This window comes from Bacillus sp. MRMR6, assembly GCF_001940785.1.
In the GTDB taxonomy this organism is placed as follows: Bacteria; Bacillota; Bacilli; order Bacillales; family Cytobacillaceae; genus Neobacillus.
On the sequence record NZ_MSLS01000045.1, the window covers coordinates 1 to 24749 of the forward strand.

25 protein-coding genes, 1 pseudogene and 1 riboswitch are annotated in these 24749 nt (G+C 39.4%); of the genes and pseudogenes, 18 read left to right on the top strand and 8 right to left on the bottom strand.

What is annotated here, in order from left to right:
* From BTR25_RS27300 to BTR25_RS24705, 3 genes and pseudogenes are all read left to right on the top strand, one after another.
* Positions 1–166: pseudogene (locus BTR25_RS27300) on the top strand (IS5/IS1182 family transposase); the annotation flags it as partial.
* Between the two features lie 307 nt (positions 167–473).
* Positions 474–1103: an arylformamidase gene (kynB, locus tag BTR25_RS24700; RefSeq protein ID WP_075690637.1), complete on the top strand. Its 630-nt coding sequence runs from the start codon at positions 474–476 to the stop codon at positions 1101–1103.
* 174 nt (positions 1104–1277) lie between these two features.
* Positions 1278–1973: a tryptophan 2,3-dioxygenase family protein gene (locus tag BTR25_RS24705; protein ID WP_075690638.1), complete on the top strand. Its 696-nt coding sequence runs from the start codon at positions 1278–1280 to the stop codon at positions 1971–1973.
* Between the two features lie 38 nt (positions 1974–2011).
* Here the strand turns inward: BTR25_RS24705 and BTR25_RS24710 are convergent, their stop codons facing one another.
* The 3 genes from BTR25_RS24710 to BTR25_RS24720 all read right to left on the bottom strand — a co-directional run bounded on the left by BTR25_RS24710 (position 2012) and on the right by BTR25_RS24720 (position 4386).
* The gene (locus tag BTR25_RS24710) at positions 2012–3100 is read right to left on the bottom strand and encodes a copper resistance D family protein (RefSeq protein ID WP_075690639.1); all 1089 of its coding nucleotides are present in this window, start codon (positions 3098–3100) and stop codon (positions 2012–2014) included.
* Positions 3101–3400 (bottom strand): hypothetical protein, encoded by a 300-nt coding sequence (locus BTR25_RS24715; protein ID WP_075690640.1) that lies wholly within the window; start codon positions 3398–3400, stop codon positions 3101–3103.
* A 287-nt stretch (positions 3401–3687) separates the two neighbouring features.
* Positions 3688–4386, bottom strand: coding sequence for a Crp/Fnr family transcriptional regulator (locus BTR25_RS24720; RefSeq protein WP_075690641.1), 699 nt, complete (start codon positions 4384–4386; stop codon positions 3688–3690).
* 163 nt (positions 4387–4549) lie between these two features.
* Between BTR25_RS24720 and BTR25_RS24725 the strand changes: the two genes are divergently transcribed.
* The 5 genes from BTR25_RS24725 (at position 4550) to BTR25_RS28580 (ending at position 8730) form a co-directional block, all read left to right on the top strand.
* Positions 4550–4759, top strand: coding sequence for a heavy-metal-associated domain-containing protein (locus tag BTR25_RS24725; RefSeq protein WP_075690642.1), 210 nt, complete (start codon positions 4550–4552; stop codon positions 4757–4759).
* 56 nt (positions 4760–4815) lie between these two features.
* Positions 4816–5655, top strand: coding sequence for an MBL fold metallo-hydrolase (locus BTR25_RS24730; protein ID WP_075690643.1), 840 nt, complete (start codon positions 4816–4818; stop codon positions 5653–5655).
* Between the two features lie 205 nt (positions 5656–5860).
* Complete coding sequence (locus BTR25_RS24735) at positions 5861–7006, top strand: DEAD/DEAH box helicase (protein ID WP_139311334.1); 1146 nt, start codon at positions 5861–5863, stop codon at positions 7004–7006.
* A gap of 62 nt (positions 7007–7068) precedes the next feature.
* Positions 7069–8538 (top strand): amidase family protein, encoded by a 1470-nt coding sequence (locus BTR25_RS24740; protein ID WP_075690645.1) that lies wholly within the window; start codon positions 7069–7071, stop codon positions 8536–8538.
* Between the two features lie 57 nt (positions 8539–8595).
* Positions 8596–8730: a hypothetical protein gene (locus BTR25_RS28580; protein WP_303046872.1), complete on the top strand. Its 135-nt coding sequence runs from the start codon at positions 8596–8598 to the stop codon at positions 8728–8730.
* 50 nt (positions 8731–8780) lie between these two features.
* Here BTR25_RS28580 and BTR25_RS24745 read toward each other — a convergent pair whose 3' ends face one another.
* Positions 8781–10313 carry an FAD-dependent oxidoreductase gene (locus BTR25_RS24745; protein ID WP_075690646.1) on the bottom strand — a complete coding sequence of 511 codons (1533 nt, stop codon included), beginning with the start codon at positions 10311–10313 and terminating at the stop codon, positions 8781–8783.
* Positions 10314–10513: 200 nt separating this feature from the next.
* Here BTR25_RS24745 and BTR25_RS24750 point away from each other — a divergent pair, with 200 nt between their 5' ends.
* The gene (locus BTR25_RS24750) at positions 10514–11656 is read left to right on the top strand and encodes a trans-sulfuration enzyme family protein (RefSeq protein WP_075690647.1); all 1143 of its coding nucleotides are present in this window, start codon (positions 10514–10516) and stop codon (positions 11654–11656) included.
* Positions 11657–11817: 161 nt separating this feature from the next.
* Here the strand turns inward: BTR25_RS24750 and BTR25_RS27915 are convergent, their stop codons facing one another.
* Positions 11818–11988: a hypothetical protein gene (locus BTR25_RS27915; protein ID WP_175596887.1), complete on the bottom strand. Its 171-nt coding sequence runs from the start codon at positions 11986–11988 to the stop codon at positions 11818–11820.
* A gap of 176 nt (positions 11989–12164) precedes the next feature.
* Between BTR25_RS27915 and safA the strand changes: the two genes are divergently transcribed.
* The 7 genes from safA (at position 12165) to BTR25_RS24790 (ending at position 17848) form a co-directional block, all read left to right on the top strand.
* Complete coding sequence (gene safA / locus BTR25_RS24760; RefSeq protein WP_254842792.1) at positions 12165–12752, top strand: SafA/ExsA family spore coat assembly protein; 588 nt, start codon at positions 12165–12167, stop codon at positions 12750–12752.
* Positions 12753–12895: 143 nt separating this feature from the next.
* Positions 12896–13243, top strand: a complete 348-nt coding sequence (locus BTR25_RS24765; RefSeq protein WP_075690650.1) for a lmo0954 family membrane protein — start codon at positions 12896–12898, stop codon at positions 13241–13243.
* A gap of 18 nt (positions 13244–13261) precedes the next feature.
* Positions 13262–13909 (top strand): PspA/IM30 family protein, encoded by a 648-nt coding sequence (locus BTR25_RS24770; RefSeq protein ID WP_075690651.1) that lies wholly within the window; start codon positions 13262–13264, stop codon positions 13907–13909.
* A gap of 91 nt (positions 13910–14000) precedes the next feature.
* Positions 14001–14735, top strand: a complete 735-nt coding sequence (liaF, locus tag BTR25_RS24775) for a cell wall-active antibiotics response protein LiaF (protein WP_075690652.1) — start codon at positions 14001–14003, stop codon at positions 14733–14735.
* Entirely contained in the window at positions 14732–15784 is a 1053-nt protein-coding gene (locus tag BTR25_RS24780) for a sensor histidine kinase (RefSeq protein ID WP_075690653.1), read from the top strand. The genes liaF and BTR25_RS24780 overlap by 4 nt, the downstream gene beginning before the upstream one ends.
* Entirely contained in the window at positions 15777–16409 is a 633-nt protein-coding gene (locus tag BTR25_RS24785; protein WP_075690654.1) for a response regulator transcription factor, read from the top strand. Before BTR25_RS24780 ends, BTR25_RS24785 begins: the two co-directional genes overlap by 8 nt.
* Before the next feature lie 110 nt (positions 16410–16519).
* A complete protein-coding gene (locus BTR25_RS24790; protein ID WP_075690655.1) occupies positions 16520–17848 on the top strand; it encodes an oligosaccharide flippase family protein in 1329 nt (442 codons plus the stop codon).
* 100 nt (positions 17849–17948) lie between these two features.
* Here the strand turns inward: BTR25_RS24790 and mscL are convergent, their stop codons facing one another.
* Complete coding sequence (gene mscL / locus BTR25_RS24795) at positions 17949–18332, bottom strand: large conductance mechanosensitive channel protein MscL (protein WP_075690656.1); 384 nt, start codon at positions 18330–18332, stop codon at positions 17949–17951.
* A 152-nt stretch (positions 18333–18484) separates the two neighbouring features.
* Positions 18485–18531, top strand: a riboswitch (PreQ1 riboswitch).
* 92 nt (positions 18532–18623) lie between these two features.
* On the opposite strand from mscL, the gene queF reads away from it, so the two are divergent.
* Positions 18624–19121: a preQ(1) synthase gene (gene queF / locus BTR25_RS24800; RefSeq protein WP_075690657.1), complete on the top strand. Its 498-nt coding sequence runs from the start codon at positions 18624–18626 to the stop codon at positions 19119–19121.
* A gap of 51 nt (positions 19122–19172) precedes the next feature.
* Here the strand turns inward: queF and BTR25_RS24805 are convergent, their stop codons facing one another.
* Both BTR25_RS24805 and BTR25_RS24815 read right to left on the bottom strand, forming a co-directional pair.
* Positions 19173–20405: an aminopeptidase gene (locus BTR25_RS24805; protein ID WP_075690658.1), complete on the bottom strand. Its 1233-nt coding sequence runs from the start codon at positions 20403–20405 to the stop codon at positions 19173–19175.
* A 463-nt stretch (positions 20406–20868) separates the two neighbouring features.
* The gene (locus tag BTR25_RS24815; protein ID WP_075690660.1) at positions 20869–22140 is read right to left on the bottom strand and encodes an MDR family MFS transporter; all 1272 of its coding nucleotides are present in this window, start codon (positions 22138–22140) and stop codon (positions 20869–20871) included.
* 325 nt (positions 22141–22465) lie between these two features.
* Between BTR25_RS24815 and BTR25_RS24820 the strand changes: the two genes are divergently transcribed.
* Positions 22466–24658, top strand: coding sequence for a DNA topoisomerase III (locus BTR25_RS24820; RefSeq protein WP_075690661.1), 2193 nt, complete (start codon positions 22466–22468; stop codon positions 24656–24658).
* Positions 24659–24749: the final 91 nt, after the last annotated feature.

Consider the following 24749-nt stretch of genomic DNA (forward strand, 5'->3'; position numbering starts at 1 on the left):
AAAAAACCGCTATAAAATTGAAGCAAAAAATAGTGAACTCAAGCATGGGCACGGTTTTGAAACAGCCAAATCCTCGGGTTTATTTGGTATGGAAATTCAAGGAGCCACAACCATATTCGCTGTCAATCTCAAACGGATAATAAAACTTCTTAATGAAAAAGAATAGGAAATAGGCAGAGGTATAAGCAACTTCCCTTCGAATTTCGGTAGGAAGTTGCTTTTTTTTGTCTTTTTTCATCCATAATGCCTTTTCCTTATTTATAAAATATAAAAAACGGAAGTTCTTCAGTGCCCTCCGTTCCGCCCTCCGGGGTCTCAACTGTTTCGTCATCCCGCAGGAGTCTCGCAGATTTCGCAAAAATCTGTTCGGATTATAAATCCGCTCTTAGTTCTCATTGACATCATCTGTCTATCGGGATATTTTAGCTGTAGGATTCATATTATGGTAGAAGGTATTGAAGGAGTGGGTTGGGTTGAAGGTGTATGATATTTCTAGAAGAATGGAAAACGGAATGCCGGTTTGGCCAGGGGATACAGAGTTTGATTATAAAGTTTCTTGGTCTAAAGAAGAAAGCGGTTCGGTCAATGTTGGTACGCTGACGATGAGCACCCATACAGGGACACATGTGGATGCACCGTTTCATTTTGATAATAATGGGAAAAAGATCATCGACTTAGATCTAGAATTGTATATTGGACCAGTAAAAGTACTAGATATGACAGGAAAGAAAAGTATTAGTGTAGAGGATTTAGAGAGAACTGATTTCGAAGGCTTTGAGAGAGTCATATTCCGAACACTTGCATGGGAAAATCCAAGTGTTTTTCCTGAGGTAATTCCCTATATTGAGGCTAATCTTGCTCCATTTTTGGCTGCTAAAGGAGTACGGTTGATTGGAGTGGATGTCCCGTCCGTCGATCCGATTGATAGTAAAAGTCTAAACGCACATCATCGTTTACATGAAAATGGAATTCATATACTAGAATCTCTAAAGCTGAATGATATCGAGCCTGGCGTGTACGAACTAATTGCCTTGCCCCTTCCCCTAGTCGAAGCGGATGGAAGTCCGGTGAGAGCAATATTGCGTTCAACCCATCCATCATAAAGTGAAACTTCCATCAGTTGGGGTTTTCTTCATCCCCCACTGATGGTTAGTTGAACTTATCGGGCTTTTACGGGCAGTTATCCCCCACCTAGAATTTCTCGTTTTCACTCATAATCTTGAGGTGGGGGTCTTACTGCCCGTTAATTCGGGATAAAAATTGAGGGGGAGCTTTTAGTGGCGAGGAAGTTATCTGATTATGAAAAGTATATTCGAACTATGGAGCTGCTGAATTTACAAAAGTCAGATCAAGAGCTGTGCTGCGATGACGAGTTAACCTTTCAAGTAGTCCATCAGATTGCAGAGCTGCATTTTAAGCTTATTATCCAATATTTGAACATTACGATAAAAGCGATGGAGACAAATCAGCCTGAAGAAGCAAAGAGACAATTACAACGTGTCAACATCCATCTTAGTCAGCTTCCTGCGGTATTTAATATGGTAAAGGTCATTAACCCGATTGATTACCATACGATCCGTTTATCACTAGGTCAGGGAAGCGGTCAAGACTCTCCTGGATTTAATCAAGTTCTAAAGCTTGGTCCAACATTATGGCCGCCCTTTCAACAGTTGTTAAAGAATCGATCCTTAACAGCACTTGATTTACACAAGAAACCAGAAACTGACCTAAGGCTATTTCAATTAATGCAGGAGTTACACCAGTTTGATGAAAACTTCCAGAACTTCCGCCATCAGCATCTTCAGTTAGTGAAAAGAATGATTGGCCTTGAAACGAGTAGTTTAATGGGGATACCGGCCAAGATGCTGCAAAAAGGAGTAAGCTTTGAGTTCTTCCCTGAGCTTTGGAAGGCAATCAGTGAATTAACAGATTGGACCGGTTCAAGCTATCATGCCAAACCTCTAGATGATTAAAAGGAGTGCGAATCCAAAAGATTCGTGCTCCTACTCGTTTAGGTACCCAATAATATACCTATGTAGCTAGTAACGATGAAAAGTATGCTGAACAATAACGCCAGCAATTTAGGCATTTTTTTAATAAACGATAATACTACTAAGGCTAGGGAAAATAGAGCAATTAGAAATAAGCTAATCGACAGAAAGCCAGGTGTAAATTGTATCGGAAATACCAGTTCATTTCGGTGAAAAAAGGTAAACAAACTAGATGGCCCTTCAGCATTAAGGGTTCTTTCAATTGTATGTGGTGGTGATTCTTGTCCAAGAGCAGCAGTAATCGAAAAAATTAATAAAACCACCACACCTTCAAGCTTTGCCCATGGAAGTGGATTAAAGCTTTCATCTTTATGAATTTTTTTTCGAATTAACACACTATTAATGAATGCAAAAATAACCAATGGAATAATCGCTAAGTGCTTGATGAGCAAGGCTTGTCCATAGGAAAGGGGCCAGGTGTTTATGTAATCCTTTAAATCCATCACAAAGGTCATAAGTGCAATACCTGAAATACCAGTCACAATTAGACAGACGATCGCTAGTGGTGAGAACCATTTTAAGAAGTTCAGCCAATTTTTATAATCACGGGAAAACCAACTGACAACGAGTAAAATCCCAACCCAGGTAGTGATCGCTAAGAAATGGGCACTATGAATGAAGACACCTGCTGGCTTAGCTAACGAGCCAGCATGACTGGACCAGCCAAGTGCTGCAATTAAAAGAAGTGTAAATAAAAGACCTGTCGCAGCAAAGACAGGATTTCGCTCTAACTTGATGGGAATTAAATAAATAAATAAAAATAGAGATAATACTCCCGTTATCAGCCAGGACTTTCCTGTTTCAAAAGAGGTTAAGACTGACTTTAGTGTGTAGCCTAAACCAAGGTCTTGATATAAATAAAGCACCAGTTTTAAGACGGGCATGAACGAAAAAAATACAATCCCAAGGGTAGCCAATAGGAGTACACCCTTAGGTATTGTAATGGACGGACGCAAAGATTGTGGGACTAATTGTAGAAGAAAGCTCCCCATTAACAGGGAAAAACAAAGATAGAGCAGTGCATCACTTATAATACCAATGATCAACATTTAGATGTATTTCCTCCTTAAAATTAACCAGTAGCTGGAAGCTCCAAGTATAATCAATAAACCCATTATACCAGGAATGATATATGCTTTTAAGGTAGGTGCATCTGCCTTATTTTTTAAAAGTACAGTTTGGTCATTAATCGTGGCATTTGTCGTTTGGGCAGCACCATTTTCTGCTGTCTCCGTTACCACCTCTCCGTTATTTGGAGCTGAGGTTTCCAGATGGGAATGAGCATATGTGTTTGCTCCAAAAAAAAGAAAAAACAGTGAAAAAACGAGCGAAATTCTAGTTAACATCATTTTCAACCCCGTTATATTGTTTTCTAACTGTCCTTCATTTTACCACCATTTAGGGTTAGTTATAGCTAATTCATTGTAATGTTCACAATACGTTCAAATATTGCCGCAAATTTGAATTATATCAATTACTTCCAATCATCTGAACTATACACTTTGGTTATCAAACCTAAGAGGAGAATGTAATATGGAAATCTTGTTGCCAACTTTTAATCATTAGGGATGCATGTGATTGTGACTGAAATTAAACCTGATCACTTCCGTCTTATGGCGATCAAATTAAATGACGTTTAATAGATTCCTGCTATTACTTTTAACTGGTCCAACTCTAGAATTTTTACCTGTCTGCTATTGTCAATCTCAATGACATTTTTTGAAACAAAATTCAAAAGTTTTCTGCTCACAGATTCTGGAGTTGTTCCAATTAAACTTGCTAAATCCTTCTTTTTAATCGGTAGCATAAAAGTTTTATTTTGCTTTGACAATTTATCATGAAAGAGTAGGAGTGCTCTTGCCAGTCGTTGTTCTACCTCCATTAAGCTCAAATTGCCAACTGATTCATCCGCTTCGTATAGACGGTCGTTTACCGCCAGCAAAAAGCGAAAGGACATTTCAGCATTCTTTTCCATTGTTTTTAGGAAGTCTTTTTTTTCAATGGAACAGATAATTGTGGGTCCTAAGGTTTCGGCATTACTATAGTGCTTCTCATCTTTTAACAATGAGAATAACCCAAAGAAGTCGCCCGGAAACAATAGGCGGATGATTTGTTCCTTTCCTTCTGCTGAAATTTTCGTCAGCTTTATCAGACCCTCATTCACGACAAATAATGTTTCAGAGTGCTCTCCTTCACGAAATATAAATTCTCCCTTTTGAAAACGCCTGCTCTTTGTAACCTTTTGCAATTGAAGGATATCCATCTCATTCATCCCTTTAAAGACGGGAACAGTTGTGATGCAGGAAGATTCATGAGAGCATTGCTCACAGCACATACGAAACACTCCTTTCCGTACCTTTTAGCTAAAGTGTAACTCGTTTACAATCTTTGTGTAGTGATTTCTATCATCCTTGATATAAATCAAGGATGATGTGAGTTGTTTTCCTTAGAATGAAAGTATGAATAAACGGATGAAATAAATTAAAGGGGTGATCCTGATGAGTATGATTCAGTTGGCACTAAATGAAGTCGCCTGTTCTGGCTGTATTGGTAAAATTCGCAAGAAAATAAAGAGATTTGATGGAATTGAAAAAGTGGAAATCCTTTCAGGACACGGAAAAATTGAAGTTAACTATAATGAAAAGGTGATTCGTGCGGAGGAATTAGACCGTGCGATTCAAAGGGTTACCTTCAAATCTTTTGACTAATAGGCTTATAATTTATCATCCCTGGAAAAATAATAAGAAAAACAGGGGTGAATGCTATGGAACAAAATCAAGATAGTAAATTTGAAAAAGCAATTCTTCCGATGACATCAATTGGAAGCGGAGTAGGAATTACAGTTACGCCTGATATCTATTGCTATACGAATCAGATTGTTAATATTGCCTTAATTGGAAATCAAGATGGTTTTGTATTAATTGACGCTGGTATGCCAAAGTCCGCAAATGAAATTAAACAATTAATAACTGAGCGAATGGGTGATAATGTCCGCCCGAATGCGATTATTCTAACCCATGGTCATTTTGATCATGTCGGTTCTTTGGTTGAGCTTTTAGAAGATTGGCGTGTACCGGTTTATGCACATGAATTAGAGCTTCCTTATCTTATGGGTAAGAAAGACTATCCACCAGGTGACCCAAGTGTAGATGAAGGGCTTGTGGCGAAAATGTCTCCTCTGTTTCCCAACCATGGAATTAATATTAGCGGACAAGTAGAGGCACTGCCGGCTGATGGTTCCATCCCACATATGTCGGGCTGGAAATGGGTTCATACGCCAGGCCATACCCCTGGGCATGTTTCTTTATTTAGAAAAGAAGACCGCTCGCTTATCGCAGGTGATGCCTTTGTCACAGTAAAACAAGAATCGCTTTATAAGGTAATGATGCAAACAACGGAGATTAGTGGCCCGCCGAGATACTATACAACAGATTGGGATGCAGCTCTTGAATCAGTGAAAAAATTAGAAGCGCTTAAACCAGCAGTCGCCGTTACAGGACATGGATTGCCAATGAGTGGAGAGGAGCTTTCAACAAATCTTCACTATTTAGTTGATAACTTCAATCAAATTGCCAGACCTAAAAACAGCAGATATACAAATTAATCTAAGTGAGCCCATTCTCAAACCTGGGGATGGTTCTTATTACGGATAAGGGCAACTACGCCTCTGTCTTTGCACTTAGGGGCTCGCCAATCGGCGAGTCTTTCTTTATGTATAGTAAAACTGGACAACTATTTGTCGAATACGTTAGTATCAGAGGCGAGTATGGATATAATAATTAGAAAAAAGAATACAAAAGGAGTTCTTTATGTTAAATAGTTTAAAGCCTTTTTTACAGGCTGCATGGGAAAAATCAGGATTTGAAACTCCGACAAACATACAGGTAGCGGCTATTCCACTCGTTCTTGAAGGAAAAGACATCATCGCAGAGTCCCCGACCGGAACCGGAAAGACACTTGCGTATTTACTGCCGCTGTTAAATCAAATTGAAAACGACTCGCAATCGCTTCAGGCTGTAGTACTTGCGTCATCACAGGAACTTGTTATGCAAGTCTTTCAAGAATTTCAAAAGTGGTCAGAAGGCAGTGGGATTAGAGGCACCTCAATTATTGGCGGAGCGAATGTAGTGCGTCAGCTTGAAAAACTAAAAAAGCGTCCGCATGTGATCTTTGCAACCCCTGGACGTTTGTTCGAATTAATTAAACAAAAAAAGGTGAAGATGCATGAAGTGAGGATGGTTGTACTGGATGAGGGGGACCAACTTCTAATTCCAGAGCATTTGAATACGGTACAAACTATTGTGAAATCTACGATGAGAGACCGCCAAGTCGTCCTGTTTTCCGCTACTATGAAAGCTGCAACTGAAAAATTGGCGAAGGAATTTACAAACGAACCCGAAGTCCTTCGTATTAAAAAAGATGAAATGGCCGCTTCGGGAGAGGTTAATCATATCTATTTTCTTGCAGAGCCTAGAGATAAAATCAAGCTCCTTGAAAAAATCGTCCGCTTAGAAAAAATAAAAGCCTTGGCATTTATTAATGATATAGGGGAGTTAGAAATTTTTAGAGAGAAGTTAAAGTTTAAGGAGCTTTCTGTTGGCATCTTACATAGTGATATGAAAAAACTGGAACGGCAAGCAGAGCTCAAGGCCTTCCGCGATGGGAAACTGAAAATGCTAATTGCCACAGATATTGCGGCACGCGGACTTGACATTCAGGGCGTTACCCATGTAGTTCAGATCGATATACCGAGGGATATTGATCAATATGTACACAGAGCTGGAAGAACAGGAAGAATGGGTGCAAGCGGTACGGTGATTTCATTAGTAACAGAACGAGAAGAACGTGAATTGAAGCGATATAGCCACGAATTAAAAGTATCGCTTGAAAAAAGAATTTTCTTTAAAGGTGAAATAGCAGAAGAAGTACAAAGGGACCAAAAAATCCGTCGGTAGAACATGGGCAGTGGTGACTCAATCCACTGTCTTTTTCGAATAAAAGAATGGAGGGGAATGACTTGGAAAATCCAAAATTAAAAAGACTGGTAAATGACTGGTTAGAAGAAGTGACGATTGCACAAATTCAAGCAGAGTTTGAAAGCGGTAAGCTAACCTCTAAGGAATTAGTCCAGATGTATCTGTATCGGATTTCAGTATTTGATAAGCAAATAAACAGTGTCCTTGAGGTAAACCCAGATGCTTTACATATTGCATCAGCACTTGATATGGAAAGAAGCGAATCCGGTCCGCGGGGTCCGCTGCATGGAATACCCGTTTTAATAAAAGATAATCTTGATACACATGATAAAATGCATACGAGTGCAGGATCGCTGGCACTTAAGGACTCAATTGCGATGAAAGATTCTTATGTGGCTGAACAATTACGAAATGCAGGTGCGATCTTATTAGGAAAGACCAGTATGACAGAATGGGCCAATTTTATGGCATACGGAATGAAAAGCGGCTACAGTTCCCGTGGGGGGCAGGTATTAAATCCATATGGCCCTGGTAAGTATGACGTGGGAGGATCTAGTTCTGGGTCGGGGGCGGCAACTGCTGCTAATCTTTGTGCTGTCAGCATCGGAACGGAAACATCAGGATCTATCTTAAATCCAGCTTGTGAGAATTCGTTAGTGGGGATTAAGCCAACAGTAGGATTAATCAGCCGCAGAGGAATCATTCCCATTGCCCACACGCAGGATACTGCTGGACCTATGGCACGCACAGTTGAAGATGCTGCGATCGTACTTACCGCGATATCAGGGAGAGACGATAGGGACCCGGTTACTAAGACTAATCCGCATCACGGAACAGATTTTACCTTGCATCTCTTAAAAGAAGGTTTAGCAGGAAAACGAATTGGGATTGCATGGAGAGGATTCATTGATCAGCTTGGAGCGGAAAAACAAAAGGTTGTTGAAGCGGCTGTCAGGGTCCTAAAATCATCAAATGCTGAGGTAGTTGAAGTCATTGATTTTCCATCCGCAAACTTTAAGTGGGAATACGATGTGTTAACGTATGAGTTTAAGCCTAATTTAAATGCTTATTTGAATCGTTTGCACCCTTCGGTAAAGATCAGAACACTGTCGGATTTAATTGAGTTTAATACTGCAAATGAAGAGAAAATGCTTAAATATGGCCAAGAGGTATTGCTCGAGGCGAATGCTCTGAGTGGTACACTAACGGAAGAAGCATACTTTAAAGCTTTGGAGAAGGATATGTATCTTTCTACACAGCAAGGAATTGATTATGTTTTAGAGAAGTACCAGTTAGATGCCATTTTATTTCCTAGTGACGAAGGGTCTCACATAAGCGGGAAAGCAGGATATCCGTCAATTGCGGTACCAGCGGGATTCACGCCTGAAGGAGAGCCAGTAGGAATAACCTTTGCTGGGACTGCTTACAGTGAGCCTACATTAATTGAATTAGCTTATGCTTTCGAACAGTTAACAGGATACCGAAAAGCACCAAATCTAAAGAAGGAATAAGCTAAGGTGTATTCACTCATACTATCTATGTATTTCTTCTAAAAAGGAGATGATGGTATGGGCAGACAAAAGCTCGGCAATCCGAATGCACAGCGAAATAATAATCGCAAAAAAGGAATGAAAAATGCTGCTGAACTTGTTGAATTCTCAACAGGTGAAGAATTAAAACGGAACCGTCCGAATGATAAATAATTTTAGAAACGCCTCCCAAGCAACAGCGGGAGGCGTTTTTAAATACGATTTTACTCGGCAGTTAGTTTGTTTAAGGGCTTTAGTGCTGGTCCTTCAATAACATCCCCAGCATATGAGAAACGGGAGCCGTGGCAAGGGCAGTCCCACGACTTTTCTGCATGATTCCATTCGCATTCGCAACCTAGATGTGTACAAGTGGTATCGACTAAATACAGCTTGCCGTTCTCATCCTTGTATGCTCCTGCACGCATTCCATTATGCATGACAACGGAGCCTTCGCCAACTTTCACATCCTGGGGTTCTTTTGGAACAAACTCCAGCTTTCCTTTAACGAAATGTTTGGCAACGTCAGTATTAATGGATATTGCTTTTTTTATATCTGGATCAGCATCAAACCGTGATGGAGAATAAAGCTCTTTATAAGGATTATCCCGTTTTAATACATAGTCAGTGAGTAAATGACCGGCTAGAATCCCTGTCGTCATTCCCCACTTTTTGTAGCCGGTTGCAACTAGTATATTTTCTTTATCCTGTGTAATGGGACCGATGTAAGGGACTTTATCTAATGTATTCATATCCTGAGCAGACCAGCGATAATGATATTCAGATAATCCAAACACATCTTTCGCAAACGTTTCTAAGGCGGAATAATGACTTAGAGTGTCCACACCCTGACCTGTTTTATGATTTTCTCCTCCTAAAATAAGGAGGTTTCCATCTTCAGTTGGCGTATAACGAATCGAGCGCTTTGGACTCTCTGCACTTATGTACATCCCGCCCGGATATGGCTCGTTTGTTTTAATCCCTAGTGCGTAGGACCTTGCAGCGTACATTCTTGCAAAATATAGTCCTGGTTTGTCATAAAAAGGGAAGTGGGAGGCGATAATCACTTGCTTACAGGTGACCTTATGTCCTCCCTTTGTTATTACCTTTGGCTGGGAAGATTCCTCCTCTTCTAAATCCTCGGCAACCGTGTTTTCAAATACCAAGCATCCTTCTTTTACGGCTTCATCCAATAATCCTTTTAAAAATTTAAGCGGGTGGTACTGAGCTTGGTCTTTCATTAAAATGGCTGATTTAATTTGAATATCAAAGGGTATGTTGCCAACTAATCCACCGGGAATACCCAGCCTTTGGTAAGCCTGCATTTCGGTTTCAAGTTTCTGATGTTTCTTTTCAGTGGTCGCATACACATAGGCATCTTGTTTACTAAAATCACAATCTATCCCTTTTTCTTTAATCATGTTTTCAACAAAATGAATTGCCTGAGTTGTGGATTTATAATATTGCTTAGCCTTTTCTTGACCAAAATGGTTCATTAATTCATCGTAAATAATCCCGTGCTGCGCCGTTAGCTTTGCCGTTGTGTGACCTGTGGTCCCATTTAAAACAGCTCCTGCCTCTAGGAGAGCTACTTTAACTCCTTGTTTTGATAGCAGGTAAGCAGCTGTAACGCCAGTAATTCCTGCACCTACTATCACGACATCCACGTTTAAATCAGATTCTAGTTTTTCAAATGTTGGCAACTCTATCTCCCGCCAATATGTCCTTGGGAAATTGTGACTAGCTTCAGGTGAATTCATATGTATTCCTCCCAAATTTTATAAATTCTTATGATTAATTTTTCCCAAACTTAAAAAAACATGTCATCTTGGAAAATAAATCGGCAAATTATTATTTGCCAAAAAAATTAGATTGACGAAAGAAAGGTGGATTGATATTTTTTAATATAATAACAATTATTCACCAGACTTCTCGAGCTGGGCAGAAAAGGGTGGCAGGTATGGGGAAACGTTTTGAAACAGAAATTTTACATGGGGTAAAGAAAAATCATCAAAAAATAGCTAGTAAGGTTACACCAATTTATCAGACATCGGCCTTTACCTTTAAAGATCTTGATGAACTTGAAGGATATTATCAAGGAAATGGGCAATATCTATATTCTCGTGTTGGAAATCCAAATACTGATGAATTAGGTGAAGCGGTGGCGAGGCTGGAAGAAGCTCCGGCTGGAGTCGCATCTTCTTCTGGAATGTCAGCGATTATGGCAGGTGTTCTAGCGGTAGTGAGAAGCGGGGACCATATTATTGCAGCAGATGATTTGTATGGTGGAAGCTTTCAAATGCTTAAAGCAGAGCTAAATGAATTTGGCATTGAAACTTCGTTCGTCTCTTTTCAAAATTTAGCTGATGTGGAGAAAGAAATAAAAGAGAATACGAAGCTTTTGTACACTGAATCAATTACCAATCCGTTATTAAGGGTGGAGGACCTGGAGGGGGTTGTTCAACTGGCAAGGAAGCATCAACTTAATACATTGGTTGATAATACCTTTGCTACTCCTTTCCATTGTAAACCATATCCAATGGGGTTAGATTTAGTCGTCCATAGTGCTACAAAATATATTGGCGGGCATAGTGATGTAACGGCAGGTGTCCTTACTGGCAGGACTGACCTGATTGACCGGGCGCGGGCAAAAATCGTTAACTTGGGAACAAATGTAAGTCCTTTTGAGGCATGGCTTACATGCCGAGGCTTAAAAACATTAGCACTGCGAATGAAAGCACAATCCAGTAATGCTCAAAAGCTAGCTGAAGCACTTAAAAACAACCGCTTTGTTGAAAAAGTCTATTACCCTTTTGATCGTGCCCAAGATGGTTTTGGGGCAATGGTTACAATAGAGCTTTCAAAAGCAGTGGATATCAATCAATTTTTCCGTAAATTATCTTGGATTAAGATTGCTCCGACACTTGCGGGCGTAGAAACAACCGTTTCACATCCTTTAGTCACTTCACACCGGGCACTCCCACCTGAAGCACGCGAAGCATTAGGTATTACGAAAGAGGTTGTAAGAATATCAGTTGGCATTGAACATGCAGATGATATCATCGCACAATTTATACAAGCAATTGAAAAGTCAATTCTATAAAACAAGAAGAACCCTTCACGAAAGGGTTCTTCTTGTTTTATCTCACTCGTCATGTTCTGCTTTTATCCCGCATTAACGGGCAGTAAAACCCCCACCTCAAGGCTATGAATACAAGTAATCCTAGGTGGGGGTAACTGCCCGGAAATGCCCGATAAGTTCAACTAACCATCAGTGGGGGATGAATCCCCCCTACTGATGGAAGTTTCACTAATCTGATCAATTCGGGTAGAATCTTCTGAGTTTAGCGCTCCTCTTAAGAAGTACACCAAGGTCCCTCCAACAATCCCAAGACAAATGACAAACCCAATGGTTGTAACCCACAAGCCAGCCACTTTTCTCCCCCCTTTTCTTATATATATTTAGGAGAAAAAAGTTCATTACTGATTTCTGTTTTTGAACGGGGGAATATCTTTTTTTTATTAGGAGTGTATATTTTAGTCGATAAATCAAAAATATATATTTGGAGGTGGCGGAAATGAAAAAAACAAAATCTTTTTGGTTTGGCCTTATGGTTTTAGTCTCACTCATGTGCATTCCAAGTGTATCATTTGCTCAACAAATTTATACTGTTCAGCCTGGTGACTCACTTTGGAAAATTGCCGTCAGATATCAGGTGGGATTGTCAGAAATTATTGCAGCAAATCCGCATTTTAGTAATCCAAGCTTGATTTACCCAGGTCAAAAAGTAACGATTCCTAACTTTGATGCGACTAAAAGCATTGAAACACAAGTTGTACAGTTAACAAACCAAGAGCGGGCAAAGCACGGCCTACGGGCACTGACTCAGGATTGGGAACTTTCCAGGGTTGCTCGTTATAAATCGATGGATATGAGGGACAAGAATTATTTTAGCCATGACAGTCCTACATATGGAAGTCCATTTACTATGATGAAAAGCTTTGGTATTTCGTACCGAGCAGCAGCAGAAAACATTGCAGCTGGACAAACGACAGCCCAAGAGGTAGTTAAAGCTTGGATGAATAGTCCAGGCCACCGAGCCAATATTCTAAGTAATAATTATACGCATATCGGTGTTGGATACGCGAAGGGCGGTTCGCAAAGACACTACTGGACGCAAATGTTTATCTCGAAATAAGTTAAAGGGTCAGTTCTCTAATGAGGGGACTGACCCTTTTCTACGTCCTGAGACCTACACGAAAATCAAGCTCAGGCTCAATTATGTGAAATGAAAAAAGGAGGTAAGATGATATCAAGAGATAAGGAAAGGAGGAAAAAACAATGAAAAAGTTCGGTTTACTGTTAGCTGGTGGAATTGCGGCCATTATCTTGCTATCAACAATTGGTCCGATGGTTGGTTTAGTGGTGGGGGTAGCAATCTTATACTTCATCTTTAAACAGTTTTTAAAGACAGAAAGCATTGGTGGCAAAATTGGCCTTGGAATCATCGGATTCATCGTACTTATGAGCACGATTCACCAAGCACCTGCCATTATCGGTGTCATTGCGGCTTATGTTTTATATCTCATTTATAAAAACTGGAACAGCAGCAAACACCAATTTGTAAAAGAAGAATCAGATCCGTTTGTGAATTTCGAGAAACAATGGAATGAATTAAAAAACAACTAATTTTAAGGAGAGAGAAAAATGACAAACCTAATAACTAGAATAAAAGATACTATTATGGCGGATTTACACTCTGCGCTAGATCAGAAAGAAAAGAAAAATCCAATTGCCCTATTAAATCAGTACCTTCGCCAGAGTGAGCAAGAAACAGAAAAAGTAGGTAAGTTACTTGAAAGACAATACAAGCTTAAGGACGAATTTACTAGAGAATACCAGCATGCTTTAGAACTTTCTGAGAAAAGAAAACATCAGGCAGAAATCGCTTCAAAGGCCGGAGAGGTTGAACTCTTTCAGTTTGCCTCTGCAGAGTACCAAACTTATGTAAGCCGTGCAGAACGTTTAGGTGCATCGCTTGAACAGGTGAAAGCCCAGCTTGGTGAATTAGAAAGAAAGCACGAAGAAATGAAGCACAAATTAAAAGATATGAATATCCGCCGCTTAGAGTTAATGGGACGTGAAAATGTAACAAGAGCAAATCTTCAAATGAATCAAGTGTTAGATTCAAATACTTATTCGGATCAATCAGTCGCTCGCTTTCAAGAAATAGAGGATTATCTTGACCGTCTAGAACATCAAGTAAATAGTTCCTTTTATCGAAATACCATCGATGAGAAAATTGCTCAATTAGAAAAAGAAATGAAAGTAGAAGAAAGCAAGTCCAATTTATAACCAAAACATGGTATTCTAAAAAGGCGTAAACCAATGCGCCTTTTTAGTGATTGGCAAGTATATAATTTCCTATAAGGGAGGGGTGGGCCAGATGTTAAAAAATGCAAAAAATGATTACACAGGATGGCTGTTTATCATTGGAGTTGTCGTTCTTCTGCTTGAGATCCTATTTTTCAACAGCGGTCTAATATTCTCCCTTGCTTTTTCTGGCGGTATGATTTATTACGGACGAAAAAAAACTGGCAGGAAAAGCGGGAAATTTTTTTTTATCGCCGGGATCATTTTCTTGCTAATTAGTGTTTTCAGTATGATTACCTTTAAATTTCTATTACTAGCAATCCTTTTACATTTAATTATTCAATATTCTAACTCAAAAAAGAATCCTAATAAAATTTCGGTAGATATAAAAGAATCAGAGCCTGAAGAACAAGAGGAAACCTTAATAAGCAGCAAGCCGCTGTTTGAAAATATCTTACTGGGACAGCAAAAAACACCACTTGGTGTCTATGAATGGAACGACATTAACATTCAGTCTGGTATTGGTGATACCTTAATTGACTTAAGTTACACAGTCCTTCCAAAGGGTGAAACCGTCATCTTTATTCGGAATGTCTTTGGAAATATCCACATCCAGGTTCCTTATGAAACCGAAGTAAGTGTTCATCATTCATCCATCATAGGCTCAACACGTGTTTTTGAGAGTCATCAGTCACAGGTATTTAATCAAGTCTTTCAGCTGAAAACAGCTGAATATGACCAAGCAGAACAAAAGGTGAAAATTTTTACATCACTTCTAATAGGGAATTTAGAGGTGACAAGGGTATGAGCATAGTGGCACGTCAGGTTTTTTGGAGTATTGGCTTTGCTACGATCATTGCTCTTGCTATTGCAACTGCTTTTATCATCGTATTTCCACTGGCAAGCTGGTCAGAACTATGGAATCAGCAGTTGATGGATATTCCCTTTGTGATATTTATTCCTTCTTTTAGTATTGCTCTGGGGATTTTATTAGGAATTTTTTCAGGGGTATTTTGGAGGCGCCAGTTTCAGGAAGTCGAGTTCTCCCTTAGCCAGCTAGAACAAGGGCGACAAGCAGGAGCGGCTGAAAAAAAGGCAGCTATTACAGAGATGTTAGGGATCAATGAGAGAGTTAACAGGATTGCAAAGCAAATGTCAGAACAGGCTAAACTTTCTCAGCGTCTGGCCACAGAAAAGGTAGAAGACCAGGAAGCTAGGATTCAAGAGATCATCTCACAGGAGCGCAATCGGCTTGCACGGGAATTACACGACTCGGTCAGCCAACAATTATTCGCTGCTTCTATGATGATGTCTGCGATAAATGAAACAAAGCAGCATACGGAAGAGAGTGTTGAGGGCAGACAGTTAAAGATAGTAGAGGAAATGATCCATCAATCCCAGCTTGAAATGAGAGCATTACTCTTACACTTAAGGCCTGTTGCCTTAAAGAATAAAACGCTCAAAGAAGGAATGGAAGAACTTTTAATCGAATTATCACAGAAGGTTACAATGGAAATTAAGTGGAAGGTTGAAGATTTTCCACTTGATAAAGGAGTTGAGGATCACCTTTTTCGGATCCTTCAAGAATCTGTATCCAATACTCTAAGACATTCCAAGGCTACCACGCTGGAGGTCTTACTGGTCAAACGTGATCATTTTGCAATTTTAAGAATTGTTGATGACGGTGTGGGCTTTGAAGTGGAGGGGAGGAAGGCAGGTTCTTACGGAATGCAAAATATGTATGAACGTGCTGGTGAAGTCGGTGGTACATTAAAGGTGATTAGTGTAAAAGATAAAGGAACAAGGCTGGAAGTAAAGGTTCCAGTTACGTTTAATGGAGATGGTGGCAATGATTAGGGTAGTGTTTGTCGATGATCATGAAATGGTTCGCATAGGGGTGTCCTCCTATTTATCTGCTCAGCCAGACATTGAAGTGGTTGGAGAGGCTGGAGATGGTGGCCGGGGTGTAGAACTGGTCTTAGAACTTAGACCCGATATTATTTTAATGGACTTGGTCATGAAGGAAATGGACGGAATCGAAGCAACGAAAAGCATCATAGAAAAATGGCCAGAAGCGAAAATCATCATTGTCACTAGCTTCCTTGACGACGAGAAGGTTTATCCTGCACTAGAAGCAGGTGCAACGAGCTATATGTTAAAAACATCAAAAGCCAGTGAGATTGCCAATGCCGTCCGCGCAACCTATCATGGACAATCTGTTCTCGAACCTGAGGTTACAGGGAAGATGATGGTAAAGATGCGGCAAAAGAACAAGCACTTGCCACATGAGGAACTTACCAGCCGGGAAATGGAAATCCTTCTATTGATGGCAGAAGGAAAGACAAATCAAGAAATCGCGGATCAATGTTTTATCGCTTTGAAAACAGTCAAAACTCATGTGAGTAATATTTTAAGTAAGTTAGATGTTCAAGACCGAACACAAGCAGTTATCTATGCTTTTAAACATTCATTGACAAAATAATCCTAAAGGGCCTCAAAAGGTCCTTTTTTGTCTGGATAAATTCCCTCTACTAAACTGATAACTTGTCTCATACGTTAGTAAGAGCAAGAATTAGTGAAGGGGAGTCAGATATGGCGATCTACTACAAGGGAATAATCTTTTTGGCGGCCTCCGCTTTCCTAGGTGAAGGTGTTGAGTTTTTAATTAATATGATACTAGCGCAGGAATTGGGCAAGCATGGGCTAGGACTATACATGTCAATCCTTCCCTCTATTTTTCTAGTTGTACTCTTATCGAGTTTCGAGCTGCCGGTATCGATTTCGAAGTTTATTGCCGAAAAAGAGGAAAAGTTTCATCGTAATATTATGCATCATGCAATCACGATTACGATCATTTTTACCATTATCCTATTTGTACTGGCATCAATGATCATTCCGTTTATTCCTGTATTTAATGGATATCATCCATATACGAAGTGGCTTGTGATTATATTGATTCCTGTTATTAGCTTTACTTCTGTTGCACGTGGATTTTTTATGGGCAGGCACCAGATGGGCAAAATTGCTGTAGCCAATTTTTTACGAAAATCCATTCAGTTATTATTGCTATTTATCGTGTTTCGCCTATTTGAATTTGAGACCGAAACAGCTCTGTTAATTGCCATTGCTACCTTTGTTGGCAGCGAAATTGTTGTTTTTCTCTATTTAATCTACATGTTTATTATTCAATTTCAACAAATGAAACGGATGCCCTTTTCGAATATGAATCGCAAGGTTGTTCGAAAAAATTTAGTGTCTGTTTCAGTTCCGACAACAGGTTTACGGTTATTTTCTGCTTTAACAGGTGCGATTCAGCCTTTCTTAATAAAAGCAGCGCTTATACGGTCAGGATTATCAGATACCATTGCCACAGAGCAATTTGGAATGTTAATGGGTGTGGCTGTAACCATTGGTTTTTTCCCAGCCTTTATTGCTCACTCCTTAATGATTGTTCTAATTCCAGCAGTTTCAAAAACATATTCAGATAAGAATTATTCAATGTTACAGAAAATGCTCTCGCAGGTTATGATTCTAACCTTTCTATACGGAGTTCCAGCAGTGGCGATTTTTTATGTATTTGCCGGTCCGCTGACTTCTTTATTTTTTGATTCTCCCACCGCAGTTGGATATTTACAAATGCTATGGCCGTTCTTTCTTTTTCACTTCTTTATCATGCCAATGCAGGCGTTTTTAATCGGATTAGGGTTAATTAAAGAAACGTTCATTCATGCCATTTGGGCAACGGCTGTCTCTTACGCTATTATTCTCCTGTTGTCTTCCTTGCCTGAATGGAGAATGGAGGGTGTCATCATAGCGATGAATACTAGCTCTGTTTTATTAGCGTTAATGCACTACCTAACGATATGCAAAAAAATTGGTGTATCTCTATTAATGAGAGGGGTCGTTCCAAGGAATAATTAAATTTACCATTTCTACCATCAAGCGGACAAAGGAACGTCTTCGCCCTAAAATGCAATCATTAGCGTAGAAAAAAGCCGGGGATCCTTCCCCGGCATACTCACTAATTGATATTTTTATTGTTCTTTAGTAAATCACGAATTTCAGCTAAAAGCTCTGCTTGTCGGTCTACTTTTACAGGTTCTGGTTTTGCTTCTTCCTTCTTTTTAAAGCGGTTAATGAATCTTACAAAAAGGAAAACAGAGATTGCGATAATTAAAAAGTCTACAATGGATTGAATAAACTGACCATATTTTAACTCTTCTTTCCCAATTGCAATTGCTAGATTTGAGAAATTGACTCCACCCATTAATAGGCCAATTAAAGGCATGATGACATCTGCAACTAGAGATGAAACGATCTTACCAAAGGCTGTACCAATGATTACACCGACTGCAAGGTCAATGACATTACCTTTCATCGCAAATTTCTTGAATTCATTCCACATATTAAAACCCCTAACTCTATTGTTTGTTAAAATTCATTCTACCGTTGGGGTGTCCACATTGCAATTTTGCCGTTTTCCAACAAAATGCTGATTGACAGTAGACGGCTATTTCTTTATAGTTACTTTGTTAATTAATTTCATTACACCGTAAAATGGCAGAGGTTCATAGCGAACACCCTCTTAAAAAAACTATGGAATGGGAACGTCAACCATATCCTTAGGATATGGTTTTTTCTATTAGTTTTAGTTTTAGGAGCCTCCCTTTTTACGGATTTATAAGGAGGAAGTAGTATGGCAGGTAGAACGGATGCTGAGTTAGAAGGCGTTACGCTTCTCGGAAATCAAGGAACAAATTATTTGTTTGAATATAGCCCGGACGTACTAGAGGCTTTCGATAATAAACATGCTTACAGGGATTATTTTGTAAAGTTTAACTTTCCAGAGTTTACAAGTCTTTGCCCGAAAACAGGGCAGCCTGACTTTGCTACGCTTTATATTAGCTATATCCCAGATGAAAAAATGGTTGAAAGTAAATCACTTAAGCTTTATCTCTTCAGCTTTCGTAACCATGGGGATTTTCATGAGGACTGCATGAACATTATCCTGAATGATTTAGTTAAATTAATGAATCCACGTTATATTGAGGTGTGGGGGAAGTTTACTCCAAGAGGTGGTATTTCCATTGACCCGTATACTAACTATGGAAGACCAGGGACAAAGTACGAGCAAATGGCAGATCATCGAATGATGAACCATGATATGTATCCAGAGAAAATTGATAATCGATAATAAAAACGAGCAGCATCTCTTTGTAGAGTGCTGCTCGTTTTTTAATACCTATTAAAATGCCCAGTTTCCTTTTCGGAAGACAGGCTCTGTTGTGCCGTCTTCTGTAATTCCATCGATGTCCATTTCAGCAGAACCAATCATGAAGTCAACATGTGTGATACTATCGTTTAAACCATTTTCTTTTAGTTCTTCAGATGACATGGTCTTTCCGCCTTCAATACAGAAAGCATAGGCGCTTCCGATTGCTAAGTGGTTTGAAGCATTTTCATCGAACAAGGTGTTAAAGAAAAGGATATTTGATTGAGAAATAGGTGAGTCGTATGGTACAAGGGCTACTTCACCAAGATAATGGGAGCCTTCATCCGTTTCCACAAGGCGCTTTAGAATTTCTTCGCCCTCCTCTGCGGTGTAGCGAACAATCTTGCCATTTTCAAAGGTAATTGAAAAACGGTCGATAATATTTCCGCCATAGCTAAGCGGCTTCGTGCTAGCGACAGTTCCATTTACACCCGTTCTGTAAGGAACCGTGAAAACTTCCTCCGTCGGCATATTTGCCATAAATTCAAAACCATCCTTGTTCACACTGCCGGCACCAACCCAAATATGACTCTTCGGAAGCTCGATGGTTAAATCAGTTCCAGGTGCTGTATAGTGAAGCTTTTGGTAACGGCGTCCATTTAAGTACGCTACCTTTTCATGAAGTGATTCGTCATGCTTTTTCCATGCTTCCACAGGATTTTCTGTGTCTACCCGGGTTGCTTTAAAAATCGCATCCCAGAGCATAGATACTTGGTTTTCTTGAGGTGCATCCGGGAAAACCATTGCAGCCCACGCAGGTGAGGCAGCAGCGATTACCGTCCAGCTAACTTTGTCGGATTGTACCGCTTTGCGGTATGCAGCTAAAGCTTTTCCTGCTGCCTTTTGGAAGTTGCCAATCCGTTCAGGATCCACGCCTTTTAGTAAATCCGGGCTTGAAGAGACAATGGCCATAAAGGCTGCACCTTGTTCAGCTAATTCTTCTTGTTCCTTCGCACGCCAAACTGGATACTCAGTAAAAGCATCATCTGGGGCTAAATCATACTTTGTTCTGGATACAACATCATCGTTCCAGTTGACAATGACATTTTTCGCACCCGTTTCATAAGCACTTTTCACAACAAGCCGCACAAATTCAGCTGCATCTAGGGTTGCATTTACCACTAAGGTTTGGCCCTTTTGAATATTCACGCCAACTTTAACGGCAAGCTCTGCATATTTTTCAAGGTTCTTTTGAAATTCACTCATTATGTAGTCTCCTTTTTCAGAATCTTCCTGTTATATTGTAGCTTTTTTTATGTTAAAAAGAAACTGATACTGGTTTTTGAACAGCACAAAAAAACAGTAGAAAAGGATATGTCTACTGTAATTTGCTTCCATATACTTTAATATTTAAATATACCCCTGCAGAAAATAAAACGATAAATGTAATAATACCTGACAAAGAAGTAGGAGACATAAATTCTGATAATTCCATTCAAACCACCGTCCTTGTAGTTGGCAACGTTTACACACTAATTATAATGTTAAAAGAGGTAAACGTGAACATTTTAGCACAATTTTCGTTAGAGTATTTTGAATTTTTGATGATTGGTCAGAATCTTGACCAGGTGCCAGATGGTTTCCAATTTTTGTAAGATAAGCCCAAACCTTCTAGATAAACCCAAAACTTTAAAGAATTCCTACCGAACAAGAAAAAGGACCCTAAGTATTAGGATCCTTTCGCCGTATTCTTTTCAAATGTGCGGAACATTACCCAATAGATCCCTGCACTAGCTAGGGCTAGAAGGCTGAGGACGAAGAATGTCCAGGTGTAGCCAATCCAAACGGTTAATGGGATGGAGAGAGGAGCCACGGTTCTGCTGATGGTGAATCTTAAGCTTGCCGCTGCAAAGTACTGACCGCGCATATGCTCTGGTGCAATCTTCGAGACAAAGCTTTGTTGAATTCCTGCCCCCATTAACTCTGCAAATGTAAAGATGGCCATTCCAAGAATAAATCCCCAAATCCAGTTTGTTTGACTAAATACAATCATTGAGATCGCATAAACGATGGATGAAATAAAAAATACATTCCGTTCTTTAAAGCCTTCCATCCACCTGGTAACGACTACGGTAAACAGGGCAACAAGAAAGCCATTCTCAGCGAGGACAATTCCAAAGGCTTGCTCACCTTTAATCGAAAACGACCAGTCGCCGAATGAAAAGAGGACCTGGTTATCAAAGACATCTTTAATATAAACAGGCAGCAATAAATCTAGTTGCATAAAGGTTTGTCCTGCTAATACCCCTGCAATAATAAATAAGAGGAAGGTTCTGTCCTTGATGATTAACGAATAGTCCTTTAGTTGATTCTGAAGGAAATAATACCATTTCCGCTTAATTCCATCCTCTAAAACTGCTTTTTGGACAGGTGCAGTTTCCCGTGTCCACTTAGCAAGAATGAGTCCAACTATAATACAAGCAATACCTGCGATCAGTAACAGCTGGAACCGATAATGAACATAAAAAATTGCCCCTAAAATGGGACCAACTACCACAGCGATATTAATTTGAGTATAAAAAATGGCAAAAACACGGCTTCTGTCCTTTTCCTTCACCACATCAGCAATCATTGCCTGGCTGGCAGGCCAATATAACGAGCCAAAAATTCCTGCGATCGTAAAGGCGATAAATCCAGTCCATGGAGAATGAAGCCATGGTGAGCTGGCTAGTGCAAAAACTAAAAAGGAAAGCCCTTGCCCGATAGCAGAGAGAACCATCATTCGTTTTCTGCCAAAACGGTCGGCACAGTAGCCGCCCATTAGATTGGCGATGACAGAGAAAATTTGTGAGAAAACCAGTAAAAAACCTGCCTTGCTTTTTCCAAATTCATCTGCAAAATAAATAGTTAAGAACGGGAAGAACATCCAAAAGGTAATGTTCATCATCGCTTCACTAAATAACCGGACCTTTAAATTACGGTCCCAATCTCTAATTCTCATGTTGTTTTTCCTCACTGTACTGTAATCATAACCTTTCAATCTTACTACCATGTTGGAAGAAAATACAAGAAAAAAGCAGGCGCAAAATTTGTACCTGTCTTTTTCTGATATATTGTCGGTATTGAAAATGGCGAGAGTAATATTTCATTACAAACAATAAGGATACTCATAGAAAACAGGAACCTTAATTTAAACTTATCCAAGACTACAGTATTATCCTATTTGTTATTTTTCAAATTTCATTTTTGCTGTTCTGCAATTAAATGAATTGTATGATATATTGAAGATTCAAGTTCTATGGTTTCCGAAAGGGTGTTTAGATAAAGTGAAAAAAAGTGTTGTAATAGCTGAAAAACCTTCAGTCGCTCGAGATATTGCGCGTGTATTGAATTGTCATAAAAAAGGTAATGGGTTTTTAGAAGGAGATAAATATATTGTCACATGGGCGCTAGGACACTTAGTTACGCTTGCAGACCCTGAAGTGTATGACGATAAATATAAAACGTGGAAATTAGAAGATTTACCAATGATGCCGAATGAGTTAAAGCTCGTGGTTATTAAGCAAACGGGTAAGCAGTTTCATGCAGTGAAGAGCCAACTACAGCGTTCTGATGTAGGAGAGATTGTTATTGCAACGGATAGTGCTCGTGAGGGGGAACTAGTTGCACGGTGGATTCTTGCTAAGGCCAAGGTAAATAAACCCACAAAACGACTATGGATTTCATCCGTTACAGACAAGGCGATTAAAGAAGGATTTCAAAAGTTAAGGAATGGTAAGGAATATGAAAATCTATATCTTTCTGCAGTAGCTCGCTCTGAAGCTGACTGGTATATCGGTCTTAATGCTACCCGTGCATTAACGACAAAGTTTAATGCGCAATTAAATTGCGGACGTGTGCAAACTCCGGTTGTAGCAATTGTTGCTGCACGTGAAGATGAGATTAAAAATTTCAAATCTCGAGACTACTATGGAATCGAAGCACAAACGGTTGATAAGTTAAAACTAACCTGGCAGAATGCTAAAGGTGATGGTCGCAGCTTTGATAAGGAAAAGATCGATGAGATTGTGAAAAAACTTGGCAGGAAAAATGCTATTGTAACGGAGATTGAGAAAAAGCCGAAGAAGTCATACTCTCCGGGTCTTTATGATTTAACAGAATTACAGCGTGATGCCAACAAAATATTTGGCTACTCTGCTAAAGAAACGCTAAATATTATGCAAAAGCTGTACGAACAACATAAAGTGTTAACGTATCCTCGTACAGATTCACGCTTTATCTCATCAGATATTGTTCCAACGCTCCCAGAACGTCTTAAAGCATGTTCAATAGGAGATTATCGTCCGTTAGTAAACAAAGTTTTAAAGAAACCAATAAAGGCTTCTAAATCATTTGTTGATGATAGCAAAGTAAGTGATCACCATGCCATTATTCCAACGGAAGGGTATGTGAACTTCTCGGCTTTTACAGATAAAGAACGCAAAATATATGATTTAGTTATTAAACGCTTCCTAGCAGTATTATTCCCGGCATTTGAGTACGAACAATTAACGCTACGTGCAAAAATTGGTGATGAAAATTTCGTAGCGCGTGGAAAAACCATTCTAAACTCTGGCTGGAAAGAAGTATACGAAAACCGCTATGAAGATGATGATGATGATACAGACGATTTAAAGGAACAGATTTTACCCCGAATCGAAAAAGGTGATTCATTAAATGTTACATTAATCGCTCAAACGTCGGCTCAAACCAAACCGCCTGCACGTTTTACAGAAGCGAGCATTTTATCAGCAATGGAAAATCCAGTGAAGTATATGGAAAATCGAAGTAAACAGCTTGCAGACACATTGAAATCGACTGGTGGTCTCGGTACAGTTGCAACACGTGCTGATATTATTGAGAAGCTATTTAATTCATTCTTAATTGAAAAACGCGGAAAAGATATTTATATTACATCTAAGGGTCGTCAACTGCTAGATTTAGTTCCAGAAGAACTAAAATCTCCTGCAACAACGGCAGAGTGGGAACAAAAGCTGGAGTTAATTGCAAAAGGTAAACTGAAAAAGGAAACATTCATCAATGAAATGAAGCAGCATACAAAAGAAATCGTTAGCGAAATTAAGGCAAGTAATAAAAAGTATAAGCACGACAATATTTCAACAAAATCATGTCCAGACTGCGGAAAACCAATGCTTGAAGTAAACGGAAAAAAAGGGAAAATGCTCGTTTGTCAGGATCGTGAATGTGGTCATCGCAAAAACGTCTCACGTATTACAAATGCTCGCTGCCCACAATGCCGTAAACAGCTTGAATTACGTGGTGAGGGAGATGGGCAAATCTTTGCATGTCAATGTGGATATCGTGAAAAGCTATCTGTTTTCGAAGCACGACGCAAAAAGGAATCTCGAGGAAAAGTATCTAAAGGTGATGTGCAAAAGTATTTAAAAGAGCAGCAAAAACAAGAAGAGCCAATCAATTCAGCTCTAGCGGATGCTTTAAAAAAATTAAACCTAAAGTAGGCATATGAAAATTCTCACTATATAAAAATATGCACATAAATAATCATGAAAGGTTATTTATGTGCATGTTTTTTAATTTAATATCCATACG

Excerpts from the sequence above, each read along its gene's own strand:
- mscL (WP_075690656.1), bottom strand. The coding sequence starts at position 18,332 with ATGTGGAATGAATTCAAGAAATTTGCGATGAAAGGTAATGTCATTGAC.
- BTR25_RS24750 (WP_075690647.1), top strand. The coding sequence starts at position 10,514 with ATGGGGAAACGTTTTGAAACAGAAATTTTACATGGGGTAAAGAAAAAT.
- safA (WP_254842792.1), top strand. The coding sequence starts at position 12,165 with ATGGTTTTAGTCTCACTCATGTGCATTCCAAGTGTATCATTTGCTCAA.
- BTR25_RS24805 (WP_075690658.1), bottom strand. The coding sequence starts at position 20,405 with ATGAGTGAATTTCAAAAGAACCTTGAAAAATATGCAGAGCTTGCCGTT.
- BTR25_RS24720 (WP_075690641.1), bottom strand. The coding sequence starts at position 4,386 with ATGTGCTGTGAGCAATGCTCTCATGAATCTTCCTGCATCACAACTGTT.
- BTR25_RS24730 (WP_075690643.1), top strand. The coding sequence starts at position 4,816 with ATGGAACAAAATCAAGATAGTAAATTTGAAAAAGCAATTCTTCCGATG.
- queF (WP_075690657.1), top strand. The coding sequence starts at position 18,624 with ATGGCAGGTAGAACGGATGCTGAGTTAGAAGGCGTTACGCTTCTCGGA.
- BTR25_RS24790 (WP_075690655.1), top strand. The coding sequence starts at position 16,520 with ATGGCGATCTACTACAAGGGAATAATCTTTTTGGCGGCCTCCGCTTTC.
- BTR25_RS24710 (WP_075690639.1), bottom strand. The coding sequence starts at position 3,100 with ATGTTGATCATTGGTATTATAAGTGATGCACTGCTCTATCTTTGTTTT.
- BTR25_RS24725 (WP_075690642.1), top strand. The coding sequence starts at position 4,550 with ATGAGTATGATTCAGTTGGCACTAAATGAAGTCGCCTGTTCTGGCTGT.
- BTR25_RS24780 (WP_075690653.1), top strand. The coding sequence starts at position 14,732 with ATGAGCATAGTGGCACGTCAGGTTTTTTGGAGTATTGGCTTTGCTACG.
- BTR25_RS24815 (WP_075690660.1), bottom strand. The coding sequence starts at position 22,140 with ATGAGAATTAGAGATTGGGACCGTAATTTAAAGGTCCGGTTATTTAGT.
- BTR25_RS24745 (WP_075690646.1), bottom strand. The coding sequence starts at position 10,313 with ATGAATTCACCTGAAGCTAGTCACAATTTCCCAAGGACATATTGGCGG.
- BTR25_RS28580 (WP_303046872.1), top strand. The coding sequence starts at position 8,596 with ATGGGCAGACAAAAGCTCGGCAATCCGAATGCACAGCGAAATAATAAT.
- liaF (WP_075690652.1), top strand. The coding sequence starts at position 14,001 with ATGTTAAAAAATGCAAAAAATGATTACACAGGATGGCTGTTTATCATT.
- BTR25_RS24770 (WP_075690651.1), top strand. The coding sequence starts at position 13,262 with ATGACAAACCTAATAACTAGAATAAAAGATACTATTATGGCGGATTTA.
- BTR25_RS24765 (WP_075690650.1), top strand. The coding sequence starts at position 12,896 with ATGAAAAAGTTCGGTTTACTGTTAGCTGGTGGAATTGCGGCCATTATC.
- BTR25_RS24785 (WP_075690654.1), top strand. The coding sequence starts at position 15,777 with ATGATTAGGGTAGTGTTTGTCGATGATCATGAAATGGTTCGCATAGGG.
- BTR25_RS24715 (WP_075690640.1), bottom strand. The coding sequence starts at position 3,400 with ATGATGTTAACTAGAATTTCGCTCGTTTTTTCACTGTTTTTTCTTTTT.
- BTR25_RS24735 (WP_139311334.1), top strand. The coding sequence starts at position 5,861 with ATGTTAAATAGTTTAAAGCCTTTTTTACAGGCTGCATGGGAAAAATCA.